Consider the following 19,562-nt stretch of genomic DNA (forward strand, 5'->3'; position numbering starts at 1 on the left):
GTTTTATGGTAAAATACATATATGAAAAATAATAAAGTTTCATTAGCGTGCGAAGAATGTAGAAGAAAAAACTACGTAACTAACAAAAGTTTAGGTAATTTAGAACGTTTAATTGTCAAAAAATATTGCGTTCATTGTAAAAAACATACATTTCACAAGGAAGAAATCTAAATGAAAAAAAATAATGAAGTAAGCGCAATTAAAGAACCAAGAAAAAAAAGATATTGAATTAGAAAAACTGTAAAAGAAGTTAAACGTGTAAGATGACCTGACGCTAAGACAAATACAAAAAACTTCGTTAGAATAATTGTTTTTACCGCTATTTTTGCTTTATTTGTTTATGGTGTTACACTAGCGTTCACAAAAATTTTAGAATTAATATAATAATAAACTAGGAGAATTTATGAAAGAAATGAAATGATACATGATTTCAACAATGAGAGGTAAAGAAGAACAAGTTGTTGAAGCACTTAATAACCGTATAGTAGCAGAAAACCTTGAAGAAGATTTTGATCAAGAAACAAGTGAAAACGGTGCATTTAGAATATTTAAAAAACCAAGCTTAACTCAAAAAGAATATCAAAAAAAACTTAACGGATTAGATTATAAAATTAATTACATAAATTTATATCCTGGATATATTTTCGCAAGAATGCATATGACTGATGCCGCTTGATTTTTAGTTCGTAATACACAATACGTAACTGGATTAGTCGGTTCATCTGGTAAAGGTGCTAAACCAACACCTGTAAGTACTATCGAAATTAAAAGAATGTTCAAAAGAGAACAAGAAGCTATCAAATCATTTGAAGCCGGTGAAGATGTTTTCGGTTTAGTTGAAGGTGATATTGTTGAAATCATCGGTGGACCATACATTGGACAAATAGCAAGTGTTATCAAAGTTGATAAAAGAGGTAGGGAAGCGACAGTTGTTTTCGAAAAATTCGGTAAAAAAATAGAATTAATTATCGAAATTGATTCACTTAGATTAAGTGAAGATAACTAAATTATAAAAAATACTAATATTTAAGTTTTGGAATTAACCAATCTTAAATATTAGTATTTTTATTTTTTATCAAAAAACTTAGCTTCTTTAAATAAATCAGAAATATGCTTACCAAATTCTTTTTCAAGTTCACTATAGTTAGATTTTTTTAAATTTTCAATTGTTTTATAATGAGCTAAAATAGTTTTAAATCTTTTCTCGCCAATACCTTTTATTTTTAAAATTTCGCTTGATCTCATTTCTTTATTTTTTGTTCTATTATATTTAAATTTTGCGTTTACATCAACTTGACTTTGTATTTTACTTAAAAAATTAAATATATCAGTATCAACATCTATAATTATATTTTTATCATTAATTATTTTTTCAGTCTTATGTTTTGAATCTTTAACTAACCCAAAAACTTTGTTAGTAAAACCAAAATTATGTAACGCTTCTTTTATTTCGTTTATTTGTGCGATAGACCCATCAGCAAAGAAAATATCATTTTCATTTATTCTAGTTCCTAAATCATCTAAAAAACTAACAGCATTATAATAAGTAAACTGCACATCAGATTTCTTTTCAATATCTTTAACATAATTTGTCAAATCATATGTTTTAGTCATTTTCTTAATTTGACCATTTGAATCAAAAGCTAAAACACTTCCGATAACATTAACATTATGGTTTTGGAATGAATTATCAAAAATAAAGATTTTATCTATACTATTTAAACTTAAATTATTTTTTAATTTTTCCCAAACTAAATCATTATCTTTCAAGAAATTAGGATGCTTTACAAGGTATTTATTAATGCTTTCTTTATTATTTAAAAGCAACAAATCACTAATTTGGTATAAAATACCTTTTTTGATAAATCTCACTCTCTTAGATATTAATTCATCTAATTCAATATTTCAGTCCTCTAACTCTTTTCTTAAAATAATTTGATTAGGAATTTTATTTTTGGCATAAAAATTAGATAAGTAATTTTCAATAAACTCCGAAATTAAACCTTCTCAATTTTTATCTTCATACTCCTGATAAATTAAAGAACCATAATTATATGAATACATTGAAATAAATATTTTTGATTTCACTTTTTGAAAATCAAAAAAATCAATTGAGTGTTCATTAGAAATTTCTGAAATTTGTTTTTCTTTAATTTTTTCTAAAAATTTAAGAGTTTTATAATACTTATTAGCAATTTCGAATTGCAATTTTCCACTATATTCTTGTTCTTTTTCTGTAACTAAACTTTTAAAAACCGAATACTTTAAATTGAATATGTCAGTAATACTTTTTAACACTTCTTCCATTTCTTCTTTAGATTTAAAATTAACTTTTTCTCCTTTGTCATATAAGTAAACATCTTTTAAAACATCTACAAAGTCACTAAAATAAGTGTTCGGAGGTAAAGGCCCAAAACTATAAAATGAGTTATTATCTTTATCACCAATTTGAATTTTTATCTCTTTTTTGCTTATGCTAAAATTGATATATGGATAAGTTTTTTTGTTAACCAGTTTAATATTAAATCTAGGATTATGTTCTTTAATTAATTTTTGTTCTTTAATGAAGGCATCATTTTCATTCTTAGCTAAAAAATAATCAAAATCAGTAATATTACTAATCATTTTAGGTGTTAATCAAGAATTATTATGACCGTTAAAATACTGCATTAACCTGTTTTTTAACTTTTTTGCTTTTCCAACATAAATAATTTCATCATTCTTTTTTCATAAATAAACACCAAAGGTGTTTGGTACTTTAGAAATCTTATTCATTATATTTTCTAATTTATTCATATTAAAATTTTACATTTATTTAACCATATTTATAGTTAAAAACTATAAATTAAAACTCAAAAGTGATAAGGGTATTATACTTTTGAGTTTTAATTTACTTTTTAAATAATTTTATTTGTGTATCTTTATCAACTTTCATTTCAGTGAGTAAACCAAGAGGAATAACCGAAATAGGCATTGTATGACCAAAATCCATATTAGCAATAATAGGTATATTCTTTAGTTCAATTTTTGTTTTTAATAATATTTCTAAGTCTTCATGACTTATTTTAGAACCGATTGGAAATCTACCAATTAATAAACCTTTAACATGCTTAAATCAAGTACTTTGAATTAAAGCCACCAACATTCTTTCAAAATTATCATAATCAAATAAAGAGACAATTTCGACTGCTAAAATAATATCTTCATTTATTTCAGGAAAATTAGAAGTACCATTAATTAGTAAAATAGTTGATAAATTCCCACCAATAATTTTACCTTTTGCAATACCTGTTTGTATGTTTCATCATCCATCATTTACATTTAAATCTCTATTTTCTTGGTCTAAAAATCATAAGTCATCACTTCAAATTTTAGAAGGTTCTAAATTAATTTCATCTAAATCATTCATAAACATATTTTTAAATTGTTCGACCATATAATCTGAATTTTTTATCATTGAAAATGATGAAAAATGTGGACCATAAAAGGTTGGAAAATTACAATGTTTTAATATAGCTAAATGTAATGAAGTTATATCGCTAAATCCACTAAAAATTTTAGGATTATTTCTAATTATTTCTCAATCAATATACGGTAATAATTGATGTGAATTAAACCCTCCAATCACAGTCAAAATTGCTTTAACATTTTTATCTAAAAATGCTTCATGTATGTCTTCGACTTTATCTTTAATTGATGCTGACATCCTATTTTCAACATTAAATACATTTTTACCGAAAGTAACTTTAAGCCCTAAAGACTCTAATCTTTGAACTGCTAATTTAATGTTTTTATCATCTATTAATTTAAGACTTCTAGCGGGAGCTATAACCCTTATTTCGTCTCCTTGTTTCAAATGTATAAATTTATCCATGTTTCTCCTTAATTATTGAACAAATAATAACATTTTTTAAAAATAATTTTTATAAAAATTTAAACAACTATCGAGTACTTAATTAATAAAATTTTTAAAATTAGCATTAAATAAATTACAACAATAAATTGTTTTACCCAAAATTTCTCTTTTTGAAAAATAAATAATAATCTCCATAAATTAACTATTAATACAATAGATGAGATTAATATTTTTTTCAAATAAGTTAGGTAAAAAATAACTAAATTAGATTTAACGAATTTACAAACGCTTGAGTACTAAAAAGTTTGGGTGAAATGGGTGAAATAACCGGTTCTACCGTTGATAAAGTAATTAGATCGAATGATGTTAAATGTTTATTACTAAATTACATGGATGTTTATAATAAAAAAGAAATTAAAGAAGAAAATCTAGTAACTAACTCAGCAACTCCGTTACAAATATATTCAAGTAACATAGTAGAAGGTGATGTTTTTATAACTCCGTCATCAGAAACTCCGGGTGAATTAGGTTTTGCAAAGACGGCAGATAAAACAATTTTGAACGGTGTTTATTCTTATCATTTAATGAGATTCAGACCAACCGATAAAATAAAAAATTCATATTTTGATTATCTATTTGATACACAAAAATATCGTGAATATTTTAGTGTAAATGGTCAAGGTGTACAAAGATATACATTATCATTATCATTTTTAAAAACCGCCATAATTAATATTCCTTCACTAGAAGAACAAGAAAAAATAATTACTTTATTAAAAAATTTAGACTCATCAATTACACTTCTTCAGCGTAAGTGTAAAAAACAAAGGAAAACAAAAAAATTTAAATTTTAATTATTTTTAAATAACCCTTAATAATGATGTTAAATTATTTTTTATGGTAAAATAGTTTAAAAAATTAAGGAGGTTAAATGAAAAGAATATATTTAGCTGGTGGTTGTTTTTGAGGTGTACAAGGATACTTTAAAACAATTAAAGGTACAAGGTTTAGTACAGTGGGTTATGCAAATTCAAACCTAGAAGCTCCTACATACAAACAAGTTTGTGAAGGTAATACAAATGCGGTAGAAACCTTAGAATTATATTACAACGAAGAACAAATCAGTTTATCTGAAATTGTTGAAAAATTATTCGAAGTAATAGATCCAACTGCATTAAATTTCCAAGGTCCAGACCACGGAACTCAATATAGAAATGGTATCTATTTTGAAACAAAAGAAGATCAAGAAATAATTGAAAATACCATAAATAAACTAGCAAAAAATATCGATGGTAAAGTAGTTACCGAAGTAAAAAAATTAGATAATTATTATCTAGCTGAAGAATACCACCAAGATTATTCAGATAAAAACCCAAATGTGGTTTGCCACATTAAATTCTAATTTTCACATTTAAAATGATTTTATGGAAATTAACATGAAATCATTTTTTTAATTTATAATATTGAATACGTATTAATTAATCAAGGAGTAAAATGAAACAATATTTAGAACTTTTAAATCTTGTTAAGGAACAAGGTTTAAATAAAGAAGATCGTACAAATACAGGTACAATAAGTTATTTTGGAGTTCAAACAAGATATGATTTAAAGAATGGATTTCCGCTAATAACTACAAAGAAAATGGCTTGAAAAGCAATAGTTATAGAGCTATTATGATTTTTAAAAGGTGAAACTAATATTAAGTATTTAGTAGATAATAACGTTAATATTTGAAACGAATGACCATATGAAGACTTTAAAAAATCACCTGATTTTAAAGGTGAAACTTTAAAAGAGTTTATTCAAAAAATAAAAGATGATGAAAATTTTGCAATGAAACATGGAAATTTAGGGCCAGTTTATGGTAAACAATGAAGAAACTTTTTAGGAGTTGACCAAATTAAAAACCTAATAAATGATATTAAGAAAAATCCATATTCTAGAAGACATATAGTGAGTGCTTGAAACCCTCTAGAAGTTAAAGAAATGGCATTGCCCCCATGTCATACATTATTTCAATTTTATGTTAATAAAAATGACGAATTATCATTACAGTTATATCAAAGAAGTGGTGATTTATTTTTAGGAGTGCCTTTTAATATAGCATCTTATTCATTATTATTAAGTATGGTAGCTCATGTTACAAATTTAAAAGTTGGTGAATTTGTGAACACAATTGGAGATGCACACATTTACTCAAACCACATCGAACAAGTAAATGAACAATTAAGTAGAACACCTTTAAAATTGCCTAAATTAGTTTTAAATAAATCAATTGATGATATTTTTGATTTTACTTTTGAAGATATAAAATTAGAAAATTATGAACATTTAGACCCTATAAAAGCAAAGGTGGCAGTTTAATATGATTAAATTAATTGTTGCAGTGGATAAAAATAATTTAATAGGTAATAAAGATAAATTGCCTTGACAGATTAAAGAAGAACTAAATCACTTCAAATCAACAACACTAAACCATACTTTATTATTTGGTAGAAATACTTTTTTAGGCTTGCCGCAAGTACTAAAAAATAGAAAAATATTTGTATTATGTCAAAATGATATACCTAACGTTGATTTAACAATACATAATACCGAAGAATTAGAGAAGATTTTTGAACAATACAAAAATAGTGATGAAACTCTCTTTATTGCGGGTGGTAAAAGCATTTATGAATCATTTTACAAATTTGCCGATGAATTAATAATAAGTAGAATTTTAGGTGAGTTTGATGGTGATGTTTATCTTGATTTAGATTTGTCAGATTATAAGTTAATCGAAGTGATAGAAAAAGGTTCATTTAATGTTGAAAAATGAGTAAAAAAATATAGATACTAATAATATCTATATTTTTTAATTTGAGAATTGAGAAGTGTACATATTATAATAAAAACCTTCTTTTTCTAACAAGCTCTTATGAGTACCGCTTTCAATTATTTCTCCATTATTAACAACTAAAATTAAATCAGCATTCTTAATAGTACTTAAACGGTGTGCGATAACAAATGATGTTTTATATTTCATTAAATTAAGCATTGATTTTTGGACTATTATTTCTGTATTTGAATCTATATTAGATGTAGCTTCATCTAATATTAATATATTTTTATTAGATAATATTGATCTAGTTATTGAAAGTAACTGCTTTTGACCTTGTGAGATATTTTGACCGTTATTTTCGATCAAGGTATTAATTCCCTTTGGCAATGAATCAATAAAATGTTGTGATTGAGTCATTTGTAAAGCATCGTTGATATCTTTTTCGACAACGTTTTCATTTGACATATTTAAATTGTCTAAAACTGTTTCATTGAATAAAAAGGAATCTTGAGATACTATTGTCATAATTCTTTTTAAATCTTTTCTATTAATGTTTTTTAATTCAAAACCATCGATAGTGATGCTTCCTTTTTGATAGTTATAATATTTACTAATTAAATTAATGATTGTAGTTTTACCAGCTCCAGTAGGACCTACTATAGCAATATTTTGACCTTGTTTAACCTTGAATGACGCACCTTTTAATTGGTATTTATTATTTTTAGTTGTGTCATAACTAAAATAAACATCTTTAAATTCTACACTCCCTTTAACAGATTTGTATACATATTTTTTAAGGTTAGGATCATATATTTTTCAAGCAAAGAATCCAAACGGATCTTCATTAGAACATTCCATAAAATCATTAGCTTTATCATTAAAACTAATTTTTACAATTCTAATTATTTCATGATCAGTCTTTGGTAATGGTTCATCTAATAATTTTGAAATTCTACTTGTGGATGCAATCCCGACTTGTATCCCGAACACGGCCCCCATTAAAGCTTGAAAAGGTCCTAAAAAGTTTCAATTTATTGAAATAAAAGTAAAAATTAATCCGGCAGTAGCATGACCATTAGCATCAGCACCAAAACCTTGTACTCCTAAAACGTTTGTTCCTTTGAAATAAAAGTATGCAGATATACCTGTAATTGCTAAAATTAAGAAATTACTTAAAAATGTATAAATGGTATCAAAACTTTTTGTAATGAAATCACCTTTAAATGCGGTATCACGAATCCTTTTTGTTATGCCTGTTAGTTTATTAAATAAGTCTTCTTGCTTATTAAATGCATTTGTTATTTTTGTATTTTGCAATGATTCCTCAACAAAAGCATTTAATTCACCGAAAATAACTTGTATTTTCATAAAGTATGGTTGTGATCTTTTAATTAATAAAAACACCATACCAAAACTAATTAATGTTATAGGTATTATAATCAATGATAATGCTGTCGAAACTAAGAACATCATTACAACAGCAATTGTTATATTAAATATGGCACTAATTAATTGTGAAAGTAATTGAAAAAGTGAATTAGCAATATTATTTGCATCAATAACTAAATTCGAAATTAAATCACCAGTTTTGTTTTTATCATAAAAACTAATATCTAAATGAATTAATTTTTCAATTATTTCATTTCTGAGCCTCGCCGAAGCTTGAAAACTTATTTTGGCATATATATATTGTTCTGAATATCTAAAAATTCCGTAGACCACATAAGAAAAAACTAACACTGCTAATATAATAAAAAATTTAGTTGTTTCAAAGTCGCTAAATGATTTGCCATGACCTAATGGCTCAAAAAATGTAGAAATTATATAACCAATTAAGTAACTACCACCAATATAGAAAATAGCATTAATTAAAGAGAAAAACATTGCTAAATAAAACATTTTTTTATCTTTTTTAACGAAAGATAAAAGTCTTTTTAAGTTTTGATAATAATTTTTATGTGTTTTTGTTTCTTTCATTTTTGCTCCTTTCTATTGTTCTAATTGGTTTTCACTAATCTCTTTATATCACTGACAATTTTCTAGCAAGTAATGGTGAGTGCCTTCTGCAACTATTTCACCATTATTTAAAACAATTATTTTATCAGCATTTTTAATAGATGATATTTTTTGTGAAATAACAACGTTAGTTGAAGAGTTTTTCTTAGAAATATTATTAATTAATGTTTTTGTTGTTAAATTATCTAATGCACTAGTTGAATCATCTAAAATTAATATTTTTGGTTTTATAAGTAATGTTCTAGCTATAGATAATCTCTGTTTTTGACCACCAGATAAGTTTTTACCTTGTTGAGAAACTTCATGTTGCAATTGTTTTTCAAACGAGTTTACAAAGTCTTTAGAACATGAAAACTCTAAAGCGTAATCAATTTCTTCTTTTGTTGCATCAGATTTTGAAAATCTTATATTTGATTCAATAGTTCCTGAAAATAATAACGCATTTTGATAAACAATACCTACATTTCTTTTTAAATCATTAGTGTTAATTTCTTTTAATTCTTTATTATCGATCAAAATATTTCCATTTGAATAAGACATATTATTAACAATTAAATTTGCAATTGTACTTTTTCCGGAACCAGTTGGTCCTATAATTCCTAAAGTTTGTCCTTCTTCTAATTTAAAACTAACATTTTTTAAATCTCAGCCTTTTGATTCTTCAAAATACTTAAATGACACATCTTTGAATTCTAAAGAATAATTAGGCTTATCTTCTAATCTAATTCCATCTACAACTTTAATCTTTTCGCTCTCATAATTAAGTATTTGCATAACTCTATTTGAAGATACTTTAGCTCTAAAGAATGAACCAAAGAATTGACTAAACATAGTTAAACCTAACGCAATCATAAACTCAAATTCAATAAAAGTATTAATTTTGGCAATTAACTGTTTTATATTAGTGTCAGGATTATTTTTTAAAATAAAAAATGCAGTAAGGAAAATTAGAAAAATAACAAAGTTAACCACAAAAAAGAAAAACGGTTGCCCTAAAGTGAAAAACTTCATAACTTTTCTTGAATTAACTAATAAATCATTATTTGTATTTTTAAATTTATTTAATTGTTGATCTTGTAAATTATAATCACGAATTAATTTAGCTCCTAGTATATTTTCACTAACAGCATTGGTTAAATTATCTAACCTTTTTCTACCTGTTTTTATGATAGGAACAACTTTGAAAAATATAAAAAATGTAAATATAACTAATATAGGAATCACGGCTAAAATAGATCATGTAAGCTCTAAATCAGTTGTAAAGGCAAATACTAAACCAATAATAACAAACATTGGAGCTTTAATTAAAATGCTTACAGCTCCTACTAAAAAGTCTCAAAACATTGCGACATCATCGTTAATTCTAGTTATTAAACTCGCGATTGTTATGTCTGAAATATCTTTAAGACTTAAAGTTTGAAACTTTTTATATAAAGAATCCCTATAAAAATTAGAGGCTTTTTCACCTGCTCAAACTAAAGTATAGGTAGAAACTAAAGTAATAAAAGTTGAAGCAAGTATCAACGATATAATTGTAGAAATTAAAAATGTTAACGTTGATTTATAGTCGGTAGATGTATAAATTGACTGTTTAAAAACGATAACACTATAAACTTCTGACTTACCAATTAATAATGGTAATATTTGTGATATTAAAACAGGAACAAACATCATTATAACTACGTTTAAGAAAATTAAAATGAAAGAAAAAAACATCTCAAACTTTATTTTTCTAGGTAGAATTTTAAACATTTTGACCATATTAGACTCCTTTATGAATAAACACTTTTTATTTATTAATGTATTAAATTATAAATTAATATTATTAAAAATCTCAAAAAAGGTATAAAAAAAATGGCGATCACGAGAGGATTCGAACCTCTGACCACAAGCTTAGAAGGCTCGTGCTCTGTCCTGCTGAGCTACGCGACCACGTACTAATATTCTACCACAATAATAGAGATTAGTAAAATATTTTTTAATAATTATTTTCAGTTATTAAGTTGAAATTAAAATTACCATCTTTAATTTTATCAACAATTTTTTTAGGTAATACATTGTATTTGTTTAATTCATTAATATCTACTCATTTAAAAACAAGTTTACGTTCACCTTCATAAAAATAAACATCTTCTTGTTCGAATCAAGGTTGAACTTCGGTTTCAATTAAATAATACATCGAAACTTCATGATAATCTTTTTTTACATACTGGTTGAAGAAAAATCCTTGATATAAACAAAATTCTTTTAAAGATTTAATATCAAGATTTAACTCTTCTTTTATCTCACGCTTAATACATTCTTCAAAACTTTCACCAAAACCAACTTTGCCACCAGGTAAATATTGATAATATGTATTATTTTCATCGTAAGCTACTAATAATCTATTTTTATGAATTAAAATAGCACCTACTCTAAGTTTAAATTTTTTATTTTTCTCGATCTCAAAAATAATATCCATAAAAACCTCCGTAAAAAAGACCAACTAACACAACACTTCCTCATATGGCTGCTACATTTCTGTCCTGACCAAGTTAGTGGGTTATTGTTTAGATGGCTTTATTATTATATCATCTAAATATTTAAATTGCTGTTTTTTTATAAGTTTTTATTTGGGACATTAACATTTTAAGGAAAATTTAAGTAATTAAACTTTTTCATAATTTATATTTAATAACTTAAAATAAGCGATATTAATATATAATTCTAGTTATGAAAAATAGAAAAATAGTAAGTTTTTTATTAGGAGCAATACCACTTTCAAGTATAGTCGCTTTAAGTGCGAGTTGTTCAACTAATAACGACAATAACACAAATCCTGACGGAAACACTAACCCAGATGGAAATACAAATCCAGACGGAAACACTAACCCAGATGGAAATACAAATCCAGACGGAAACACTAACCCAGATGGAAACACTAACCCTGATGGAAACGAAGATAAAAAAGAAAGTACTGATCCAGTAGATATTTTTAATAAAAATGATGAAGTTTTATCTCAATTAAATTTACTAGTAGAAAATAATTACACTAAATTTGCTGATAATCTTAATAATAAATTTAAGCAAGATTTAATTGAATATTTAAAAAATGAAAAAAATGTTGAAAATATTAAATCCGAAAACAAGGAATTATATGATTATTTTGTTAAAATTAACGAAAACAAAGCGAATTTACTCGATGGTATAAATAAAGAATACGAAGTAATTAAATCTGATAATAGTTTTGATTTTAAAAGCATCAATACTAAAATGGATTTTTACTTACAAATTTTGAATATATATAGACAATATTGATCTAAAGGCGGTATTTTTAGCGAAGAATCATTAACTTTCTTAAATAAAGAAATAAAAGACTTTAACAGTATATTAAGAATGTTTTCATTACACCCAATTAAAAACGCAGCTCAAAAATATGCTGATGATATTAGTGGATATGAAAACTTAGATCAAGACACTAAACAAATTTTAGAAACATTTAATGCTAAAAGTGATGAATACAAGGCTAATTTGGATAATTTTTTAGCTAAAATGGCAAAAGAAGATTTTGTATTTAATGAAGAAACAACTAAAGAATTAAATACTACAGTTTTAGATGTAGTTAACCAAATGGTAGATATTTTTAAAAACCAATTAAGTGAAAAATATGTTTTTTCTGACGAAGATAAAAAGCTTTGAAGTGTATCAACAAATAGATTTAATATTAAAAAAATTAATGTTCCAGTTGAACCTAAAACACCTGTAACACATGTGAAACCAACAACACCTGAAGGCAGCGAAACACCTGCGGAATCAACAACACCTGAAGGAAATGGAACACCACAACCGTCTGCTTCAAATCCTGAAACACCTGCAAGCGAAACTCCTGTAGATTCTGAAACAGAAAATAATAAACAAATACCAGAATTTGAAATATACAATTTAACTTCTTCAAAAGAAGAAATTTTAAGTAAAATAGGTCAAGAAAATCAAGATGTTAATGAATTCTTTAATTCAGAAAATATTAAAAATAGATATACTGATTCTAAATATATTTTAAATAATGTTATTTCAGAAGATTTTTACACAGCTTATGTTACTCAAAAATTAAGAGATCAAAACGGTCTTGAAAGACTTGTAAACAAGGATATTTATATAACAACTTATTCTAAAAATGAAGATAATAAGTTTGTACTTGCCGATGAAGAAGATACTGAAATTCAGTCAAATGAGACTAACTTAAGTGAACTATTACCAAAAGAATTAAATAATTTCTTTAAAGTTACTTTAGATATAAATAATTTACAATCAATTATGGATCTAATTAGTCCAAGTGATTTAAATAATAAAAATGTACAAAAATTTGTACAAGCAACAAAATATTTACCTATTGAGATTTATCAACCTACAATTACAAGAGCGGAATTTAATGAACAAACTAATGAATTAAACTTATTCTTCTCTTCAGGTATTCATGAAAATAGTGTAATTAAAAACAACTCATTCCAAAGTATTTTATTTAACAAAGACTTAAAATTTGTTTTTTGAATGAGCACACAAGCTTTAATTAACGAATTTGTTTATGATTTTTACTTCTCACTAGATAATGAAAATAATCAAAAGATTATTAATAAGTTAAAAGAGCTTAAAGAAGCAAATCAAACATCAACTGAACAATTGCAAACTAACAAACTTAAAATTAATATTAAAATTGATGAATAAAAACTCACAAACGTGAGTTTTTTCATTATTTATATGCTAATTTTTCTTCGTGTGTTTCTTTTGAATATGACTTAATAAATTCTGTCATTAAATCAATTGTTGCTTGAATATCAAGTAATGACGCAACACCGATTGGGCTGTGTAAATATCTTTGAGGAATAGAAATAGTCATAACAGCTGCTCCACCTGGTGCGTATTGTAATTCTGCAGCGTCAGTACCACCTCCTCCTGCAACATATTTGTATGTAGGAATTTCTTTTTCTTTTGAAATTTCATCTAAGTAATTAATTAATTTTGGATCTGGTAATGTACCTGAATCTTTAACTAAAATACTTACACCTTTACCTAAAACTGGTGTACCTTCTTTTGCTCCTGTTGTATCGTGTGAAGCACCTGTATCAACCGCAAAAGCAACATCAGGGTTAATTATTGAAACTGATGTTTTTGCACCACGAGTTCCAACTTCTTCTTGAACAGTTCCGACTAAGTAAACGTCAGCATCTAATTCTAAATCAGCAATATTATTTGCGATAAATTCCAATACAGTAACACCTGCTCTGTTGTCCATTGCTTTACCACCAACTAAATCGTTAGCTAATTCAACATATTCACCTGTCATGAAAATTTTATCACCGATGTTAATTTTTGCATTTTCTACTTCTTCTTTAGATTTAAAACCTAAATCAACGAATAAATCATCATTTTTAACTGCTGATTTATACATTTCAGGTGTTTGAATGTGGATACTTGTGTGTCCAAAAACACCTTCAAATCTTTGATTTGTTTCTGATGAAATTACAACTGCTCTTGTACCAATAGCTGTATTTGCTCATACACCACCAATTGGTGTAACCATTAAATTACCATTATCTTTAATTGTTCTAACCATGTAACCAACTTCATCCATGTGAGCTGCTAACATAACTTTTGGTGCATTTTCTTTTTTAGATTTTTTAAAGAAAATTACTGAACCCATTTTATCTCTTTGAATTTCAAAAGCACCCTTTTTAATGTTTGCTTTTAATTCATCAACGACTGGTTCTTCGAATCTTGAAATTGCTTCAATTGACATATATTTTTTAAGTCTTTGAGCTAAATTTACATATTTTTTATCCATATATCTCCTTTTTTAATATATTTTACACTTTATTTTAGATAAAAAAGAATTTTAAATCACTAAAAATACATTTTTGTATAAAACATTAAAATATTATTTTTACAACAATAGATTTACTTTTTAAAAAGCAACTTTATGATATAATAATAATACTTCTATTAGTTATGTAAAAAAAGGAGTTGTGCATCGCACAGCTCTTTGTTATTTTAAAGGAGTTTTTAATGGATTATAAACAAATTTTAGCAACAGAGTTTGGAGATGTTATTTTAGAATCAAAAATGATTCAAAATGATTTTGGGCCAACTTTAGAGGTTGTGGTAAATCACACAGATCTTAAAGAAGTGGAAGCACTTTCTAGAAAAGTTTCATTATTTTTAGAATCACAAAAGTGATTTACAGATAACCACTATTTAGAGGTTTTATCTAAAGGTTTTGATACCAATATAGATATCAACCAATTAGATAAATTTATAAATAAAGATGTAACTTTAAAACTTAAAAAATCATACCATGGACAAGATATTTTTGTTGTAAAAATACTTGAAGATAATAATGATAGTTTTATAGGTTCATGAAACAAAAAAGGACAATTTAAGAAAATTGTTTTTGATAAAAAAGATATTTTAAACGCTGAACTATATATTAAATTTTAAAGGAAAATATGGCAAAAAAAGATACACAAAAAGAAGATGTTAAATTAATTTCAGAGAAAAAAAGCTGATACGAAATAATTGAAAGTTATGCTGAAAAACATCATTTTAGTTTTGATTTAGTTTTAGAGATTTTTAGAAACGAAACTCAAAAAGTTTTCGAAAGAGATATTGATCCTGATGCTCAAATCATTTGAGAACCTAACCACGAAGAAAAAACAATTACTATTTTTAATGTCGCTGGTAGTGTTGAAGAAGAAGGTTTTGAAATCGAATTTGATGATAATAACGATTGAAACTTCGATCAACAAAGATTAATTAGCATGAATTATGAAGATGCTAAAAAAATAAACCCAAATGTAAAATATGGTGACAATATAAGTATTGAATTTAATTTTAGTGCTTTAACACAAAGACAAAAAACTGCAATCAATAACGGATTTAAATCTGAATTAAAAGCTAAAGAAAAAGAAAGAATTAGAGAAGTTTTTGATGATAAAATCGGAAAAGAATTTGACGGGAAAATTAAACACGCTTTACCAAAAGGTGGATTTTTAGTTGAAATACTTGATGATGAAAATAATGTATATACATCACACTTAAACAAAAATAAAGCAACAAGAATTAAAGAATTACACCCAGGTTCATATGTTAATGTTATTTTAGAAAAAGTTAATTATGATAGTACTTTAAATGTTTTAGAAGTATCAATGATTAAACCTAACCAAGTTGAAAACATTCTAAAAGAAACAATAGCTGAAATCGCTAACGGTGACATTATTATTAAAAAAGTTCAAAGAATACCAGGTATTAGAACTAAAGTAGCTGTTGAAGCTAACCCTGATAAGAATTTTGACTTCGATATCATTGGATCAATCTTTGGTGAAGGTGCAAAAAGAATTATTGCGGCTTCAAATCTTTTAGGTGAAAAAATAGATATTATTAGATATTCTGATAATAGAAAAGATTACATTATAAACGCTCTTTCACCAGCAAGAATAATCGATATTGCAATTCATAAAAAAACAGGTCAATGTTTTGCAGTTGTAGACGAAGATAACATAACAATAGCAATTGGTAAACGTGGTATAAATAATGATTTAGCTTCTAAATTAACTGAAAACAAAATCAACATTGTTACAGTAGATGAAGCAATCAGAAGAAAAATTCCATTTAATCAATCAGGTTACAAACCAGCTAGAGAGTACGATAAACCACTATTTTCACATAGCGAAAATAAAATGGCACATAAAAAATCTAAATCAAACAATTATTTCAAAGACATTGATTTAAAATTTGAAGAATTTGATAAAGATGTTAGTGAATTCTTGAGATCAACAAGATCTAACGAAGAGAAAACATTTGCTAACGAAAATGAATCTATTAAAAATAGTAGCAATACTAGAACACCAAAAAGAACTGAAAAAACTGATAAATCGTTTAATTTTGATGATGTATTTTCAGAATTAGAATCAAAATTAAATGACGGTGTTGAATTTGAAGAAACAAATGATTCATACGATTTTGTTAATGAATTAGGACAATATTACGATCAAGATATGTCTGATCCATATGCAAATGAAGAAGATGTAGAATTCGATGAAACAAATTCAAACGAATCAGCAAACAAAGAAACAAGCAAAAACAAGAAAAAAGTTATTGAAGAATACAAAAAAATTAAGGACTTCACAGTTGATACTGACTTAGTTAGTTATGGTGGTATAAACTTAGATCTTGATTTAAGTGAAATTGATGATGAGTGAGATGAAGAATAAGATTAATCGTAATTTCACAAGAAAATGTATTGCAACAAATCAAATAATTGATGTTGAAAATTTAATTAGGTTTAATTACGTAAAAACAGAAAACAAAGTAACTTTAGATTTAAAAAGAGAATCAAATGGGCGTGGAGCGTATTTTATACCATCAGAAGAAAACTGAAACAAAATCAAAAAAACAAAAGCTTTAAATAGAGTTTTTAAAAGTAATATTTCAAATGATAATTATTTAGAAATAGAGCAACAATTAAAGGAGGTCTTTTTATGGCTAAAAAAACACACAGAATAAGTAATGTTCATGATATTAAGCAACAATTACAAACTACAAAAACAGAAATCAAAGACGGAAAATTTATCTTCACAGGTAAAATGTCTATAAGTGACTTTTCGGAAGCGACAAAAATTAATTCAAACGATATAATTAAAAAATTCTTCATGGCAGGTAAAATGTACAATTTAAACCACATTTTAGATGAGGAAGAAATAGCAGAATTATGTCTTGAAAATAATTTAGATTTCCAAAAAGAAACAAATATTGATGGTTCAAACTTCTTAGACGAAGTTAACTTCGAAGATAAAGAAGAAGATTTAATTAACCGTAGTCCTATTATCGCAGTTATGGGTCACGTTGACCATGGTAAAACTACATTAATTGACAAAATTAGAAATACAAACGTCGTAGAAACAGAATCAAGTGGTATTACACAACATACAGGTGCATACCAAATTAAACATAAAGACAAAAAAATAACATTCTTAGATACACCAGGTCATGAGGCATTTACAAAAATGCGTGCTCGTGGTGCAAAAGTTACTGATATTATTATATTAGTTGTTGCCGCTGATGATGGTGTTATGCCTCAAACAATCGAAGCTATAACACACGCTAAAGCGGCTAATGTTCCTTTAATTGTTTTTGTAAATAAAATGGATAAACCAAATAAAGATTTAGATAGACTTAAAGGTGAATTAGCAGAACAAGAAGTTATCGTACCTGAATATGGTGGTGATGTTCAAATAGTTTACGGTTCAGCTCTTAAGGGTGAAGGTTTAATTGATTTATTTGATGAAATTACATTACTTACTGAAATATTAGACCTTAAAGCAAACCCAAAAAGATACCCAATCGGGACTGTTATTGAATCAAAAATTGATAAAGGTGCCGGAGCTGTATCAACTGTTATAGTTGAAAATGGTACTTTATACAAAGGTGACTTCATTGTTGCAGGTTCAAAATACGGTAGAATTAGAAAAATAACTAATGCTAACGGTTTAGAAATAGAAAAAATAGAACCAGGACAACCAGGTGTTGTTACAGGATTAAATTATGCTCCTGATGCTGGTGATAAATTCATTGGATTTAATGATGAAAAATTTGCTAAAAAATTAGCAAACGAAAAAGCTTTTGCTGATAAAATGGATTTATTACACCATAAAAACGTTGAAGCAATTAATGCCGAAGGTAAAAAAGTTATAAACGTTATTATTAAAAGTGACGTTCATGGAACAAGTGAGGCTATAAAAGGTCAATTATCTAATATGGAAAACGAAGAAGCTACTATAAAAGTTATCTCAGCAAGTGCTGGTCATGTTAGTGGAAGTGATTTATTATTAGCTCAAGCATCAAACGCTATTATATTTGTATTCAACTTAAAAACTCCTTCAACAATTAAACAAAATGCTGCCGCTCAAAATATTACTGTTATTGAACACAATGTTATTTATAAAATTATTGAAGACTGTCAATCTATGCTTGACGGTGAAAAAGCACCTATTTACGAAGAACGTAAAACTGGTGAAGCTCACATTATTAAAGTATTCTTCTACTCAAAAGTAGGTAAAATTGCTGGTGCTATGATGGACACTGGTTTAGTTAAAGAAAAAGCTAAAGTAAAAGTTTACCGTAGAGGAAAATTAGTTCACGAAGGTGTTATTGATAGTTTAAAAAGAGAATTAAATGATGCCAAAGAAGTGGTTAAAGGTAAAGACTTTGGTACACACATTAAAAACTTCAACGATATTGAAGAAGATGACGTATTAGAATTTTACGAAGATGTAAGAATAAATTAAAAATTAAGGTAAAATTAATTAGTATGGAAATTAAAAATTTAATTAGAGATATTCCTAACTTTCCAAAAGAAGGAATTATATTTAAGGACATTTCTCCTTTATTAGCTGATGGTGAAGCCTTAAACTACACAATTACTAAAATAGCAGAATACGCAAAAGATGCTGACATTATTGTTGGTCCTGATGCTCGTGGTTTCTTATTTGGAACACCGGCTGCTACAATATTAAAAAAACCATTTATTATGGTTAGAAAACCAAACAAATTACCTGGTGAAGTTATTTCAATGGAGTATGATTTAGAATACGGAAGTAACAAACTAGAATTACAAAAAGGTTTTGTAAAAGAAGGACAAAAAGCAGTCATTATTGATGATGTTCTTGCAACCGGAGGAACAACAAAAGCAATTATTAAATTGCTTGAATCACAAGGTGTTATTGTTACTAAAGTTATCGTTCTTTTAGAACTTAAAGAATTAAATGGTAGAAAATTAATTGGCAACGATATTGAAGTTGTTTCATTAATTGAAGTTTAAAAAAACTTATTAAAAAAGAC

General features: G+C 26.2%; 19 protein-coding genes, 1 tRNA gene and 1 other RNA gene. 13 read left to right on the forward strand and 8 right to left on the reverse strand.

The features are described 5' to 3' along the window. Nucleotides 1–21: 21 nt before the first annotated feature. Genes rpmG through nusG form a run of 3 tightly spaced genes read left to right on the forward strand, consistent with a single transcriptional unit; the run spans nucleotide 22 to nucleotide 1,006 of the window. Nucleotides 22–171, forward strand: a complete 150-nt coding sequence (gene rpmG / locus HTZ87_RS02300; protein ID WP_174892953.1) for a 50S ribosomal protein L33 — start codon at nucleotides 22–24, stop codon at nucleotides 169–171. Then, nucleotides 172–384 carry a preprotein translocase subunit SecE gene (gene secE, locus HTZ87_RS02305; protein WP_174892954.1) on the forward strand — a complete coding sequence of 71 codons (213 nt, stop codon included), beginning with the start codon at nucleotides 172–174 and terminating at the stop codon, nucleotides 382–384. Between the two features lie 19 nt (nucleotides 385–403). Beyond that, on the forward strand, nucleotides 404–1,006 hold the full coding sequence (gene nusG, locus HTZ87_RS02310) for a transcription termination/antitermination protein NusG (RefSeq protein WP_174892955.1): 603 nt from the start codon (nucleotides 404–406) through the stop codon (nucleotides 1,004–1,006). A 59-nt stretch (nucleotides 1,007–1,065) separates the two neighbouring features. Here nusG and HTZ87_RS02315 read toward each other — a convergent pair whose 3' ends face one another. After that, the gene (locus HTZ87_RS02315; RefSeq protein WP_174892956.1) at nucleotides 1,066–2,796 is read right to left on the reverse strand and encodes a GIY-YIG nuclease family protein; all 1,731 of its coding nucleotides are present in this window, start codon (nucleotides 2,794–2,796) and stop codon (nucleotides 1,066–1,068) included. A 94-nt stretch (nucleotides 2,797–2,890) separates the two neighbouring features. Next, the gene (locus tag HTZ87_RS02320; RefSeq protein ID WP_174892957.1) at nucleotides 2,891–3,874 is read right to left on the reverse strand and encodes a S66 peptidase family protein; all 984 of its coding nucleotides are present in this window, start codon (nucleotides 3,872–3,874) and stop codon (nucleotides 2,891–2,893) included. 296 nt (nucleotides 3,875–4,170) lie between these two features. Between HTZ87_RS02320 and HTZ87_RS02325 the strand changes: the two genes are divergently transcribed. The 4 genes from HTZ87_RS02325 (at nucleotide 4,171) to HTZ87_RS02340 (ending at nucleotide 6,695) form a co-directional block, all read left to right on the forward strand. After that, a complete protein-coding gene (locus tag HTZ87_RS02325; protein WP_174892958.1) occupies nucleotides 4,171–4,710 on the forward strand; it encodes a restriction endonuclease subunit S in 540 nt (179 codons plus the stop codon). A gap of 77 nt (nucleotides 4,711–4,787) precedes the next feature. Next, a complete protein-coding gene (gene msrA, locus HTZ87_RS02330; protein ID WP_174892959.1) occupies nucleotides 4,788–5,258 on the forward strand; it encodes a peptide-methionine (S)-S-oxide reductase MsrA in 471 nt (156 codons plus the stop codon). Between the two features lie 92 nt (nucleotides 5,259–5,350). Next, on the forward strand, nucleotides 5,351–6,220 hold the full coding sequence (locus HTZ87_RS02335; protein WP_174892960.1) for a thymidylate synthase: 870 nt from the start codon (nucleotides 5,351–5,353) through the stop codon (nucleotides 6,218–6,220). Between the two features lies 1 nt (nucleotide 6,221). Then, a complete protein-coding gene (locus HTZ87_RS02340) occupies nucleotides 6,222–6,695 on the forward strand; it encodes a dihydrofolate reductase (protein WP_174892961.1) in 474 nt (157 codons plus the stop codon). A 15-nt stretch (nucleotides 6,696–6,710) separates the two neighbouring features. On the opposite strand, the gene HTZ87_RS02345 is transcribed toward HTZ87_RS02340, so the two are convergent. From HTZ87_RS02345 to ffs, 5 genes are all read right to left on the reverse strand, one after another. Continuing rightward, the gene (locus HTZ87_RS02345; RefSeq protein WP_174892962.1) at nucleotides 6,711–8,654 is read right to left on the reverse strand and encodes an ABC transporter ATP-binding protein; all 1,944 of its coding nucleotides are present in this window, start codon (nucleotides 8,652–8,654) and stop codon (nucleotides 6,711–6,713) included. Nucleotides 8,655–8,666: 12 nt separating this feature from the next. Then, nucleotides 8,667–10,454, reverse strand: coding sequence for an ABC transporter ATP-binding protein (locus HTZ87_RS02350; RefSeq protein ID WP_174892963.1), 1,788 nt, complete (start codon nucleotides 10,452–10,454; stop codon nucleotides 8,667–8,669). A gap of 94 nt (nucleotides 10,455–10,548) precedes the next feature. After that, nucleotides 10,549–10,625, reverse strand: a tRNA-Arg gene (locus HTZ87_RS02355). Nucleotides 10,626–10,671: 46 nt separating this feature from the next. Beyond that, complete coding sequence (locus HTZ87_RS02360; RefSeq protein ID WP_174892964.1) at nucleotides 10,672–11,154, reverse strand: NUDIX hydrolase; 483 nt, start codon at nucleotides 11,152–11,154, stop codon at nucleotides 10,672–10,674. 9 nt (nucleotides 11,155–11,163) lie between these two features. Next, nucleotides 11,164–11,257: signal recognition particle sRNA small type (gene ffs / locus HTZ87_RS02365), an RNA gene on the reverse strand. Between the two features lie 148 nt (nucleotides 11,258–11,405). On the opposite strand from ffs, the gene HTZ87_RS02370 reads away from it, so the two are divergent. After that, nucleotides 11,406–13,394 (forward strand): hypothetical protein, encoded by a 1,989-nt coding sequence (locus tag HTZ87_RS02370; RefSeq protein WP_174892965.1) that lies wholly within the window; start codon nucleotides 11,406–11,408, stop codon nucleotides 13,392–13,394. A 25-nt stretch (nucleotides 13,395–13,419) separates the two neighbouring features. Here HTZ87_RS02370 and HTZ87_RS02375 read toward each other — a convergent pair whose 3' ends face one another. Then, the gene (locus tag HTZ87_RS02375) at nucleotides 13,420–14,511 is read right to left on the reverse strand and encodes a M42 family metallopeptidase (RefSeq protein ID WP_174892966.1); all 1,092 of its coding nucleotides are present in this window, start codon (nucleotides 14,509–14,511) and stop codon (nucleotides 13,420–13,422) included. Nucleotides 14,512–14,732: 221 nt separating this feature from the next. Here HTZ87_RS02375 and HTZ87_RS02380 point away from each other — a divergent pair, with 221 nt between their 5' ends. The 5 genes from HTZ87_RS02380 to HTZ87_RS02400 are packed head-to-tail and all read left to right on the forward strand — an operon-like array spanning nucleotide 14,733 to nucleotide 19,542. Next, nucleotides 14,733–15,164 (forward strand): ribosome assembly cofactor RimP, encoded by a 432-nt coding sequence (locus tag HTZ87_RS02380; RefSeq protein ID WP_174892967.1) that lies wholly within the window; start codon nucleotides 14,733–14,735, stop codon nucleotides 15,162–15,164. 8 nt (nucleotides 15,165–15,172) lie between these two features. After that, nucleotides 15,173–16,936 carry a NusA N-terminal domain-containing protein gene (locus HTZ87_RS02385; protein WP_174892968.1) on the forward strand — a complete coding sequence of 588 codons (1,764 nt, stop codon included), beginning with the start codon at nucleotides 15,173–15,175 and terminating at the stop codon, nucleotides 16,934–16,936. After that, nucleotides 16,926–17,228: a YlxR family protein gene (locus tag HTZ87_RS02390; protein WP_254616012.1), complete on the forward strand. Its 303-nt coding sequence runs from the start codon at nucleotides 16,926–16,928 to the stop codon at nucleotides 17,226–17,228. Before HTZ87_RS02385 ends, HTZ87_RS02390 begins: the two co-directional genes overlap by 11 nt. After that, complete coding sequence (gene infB, locus HTZ87_RS02395; RefSeq protein ID WP_174892970.1) at nucleotides 17,204–19,009, forward strand: translation initiation factor IF-2; 1,806 nt, start codon at nucleotides 17,204–17,206, stop codon at nucleotides 19,007–19,009. The genes HTZ87_RS02390 and infB overlap by 25 nt, the downstream gene beginning before the upstream one ends. Before the next feature lie 23 nt (nucleotides 19,010–19,032). Next, nucleotides 19,033–19,542: an adenine phosphoribosyltransferase gene (locus HTZ87_RS02400; RefSeq protein WP_174892971.1), complete on the forward strand. Its 510-nt coding sequence runs from the start codon at nucleotides 19,033–19,035 to the stop codon at nucleotides 19,540–19,542. The last annotated feature ends 20 nt before the right edge of the window (nucleotides 19,543–19,562 follow it).

This window comes from Mycoplasma sp. OR1901 (genome assembly GCF_013348745.1).
Classification (GTDB): Bacteria; Bacillota_I; Bacilli_A; order Mycoplasmatales; family Metamycoplasmataceae; genus Mycoplasmopsis.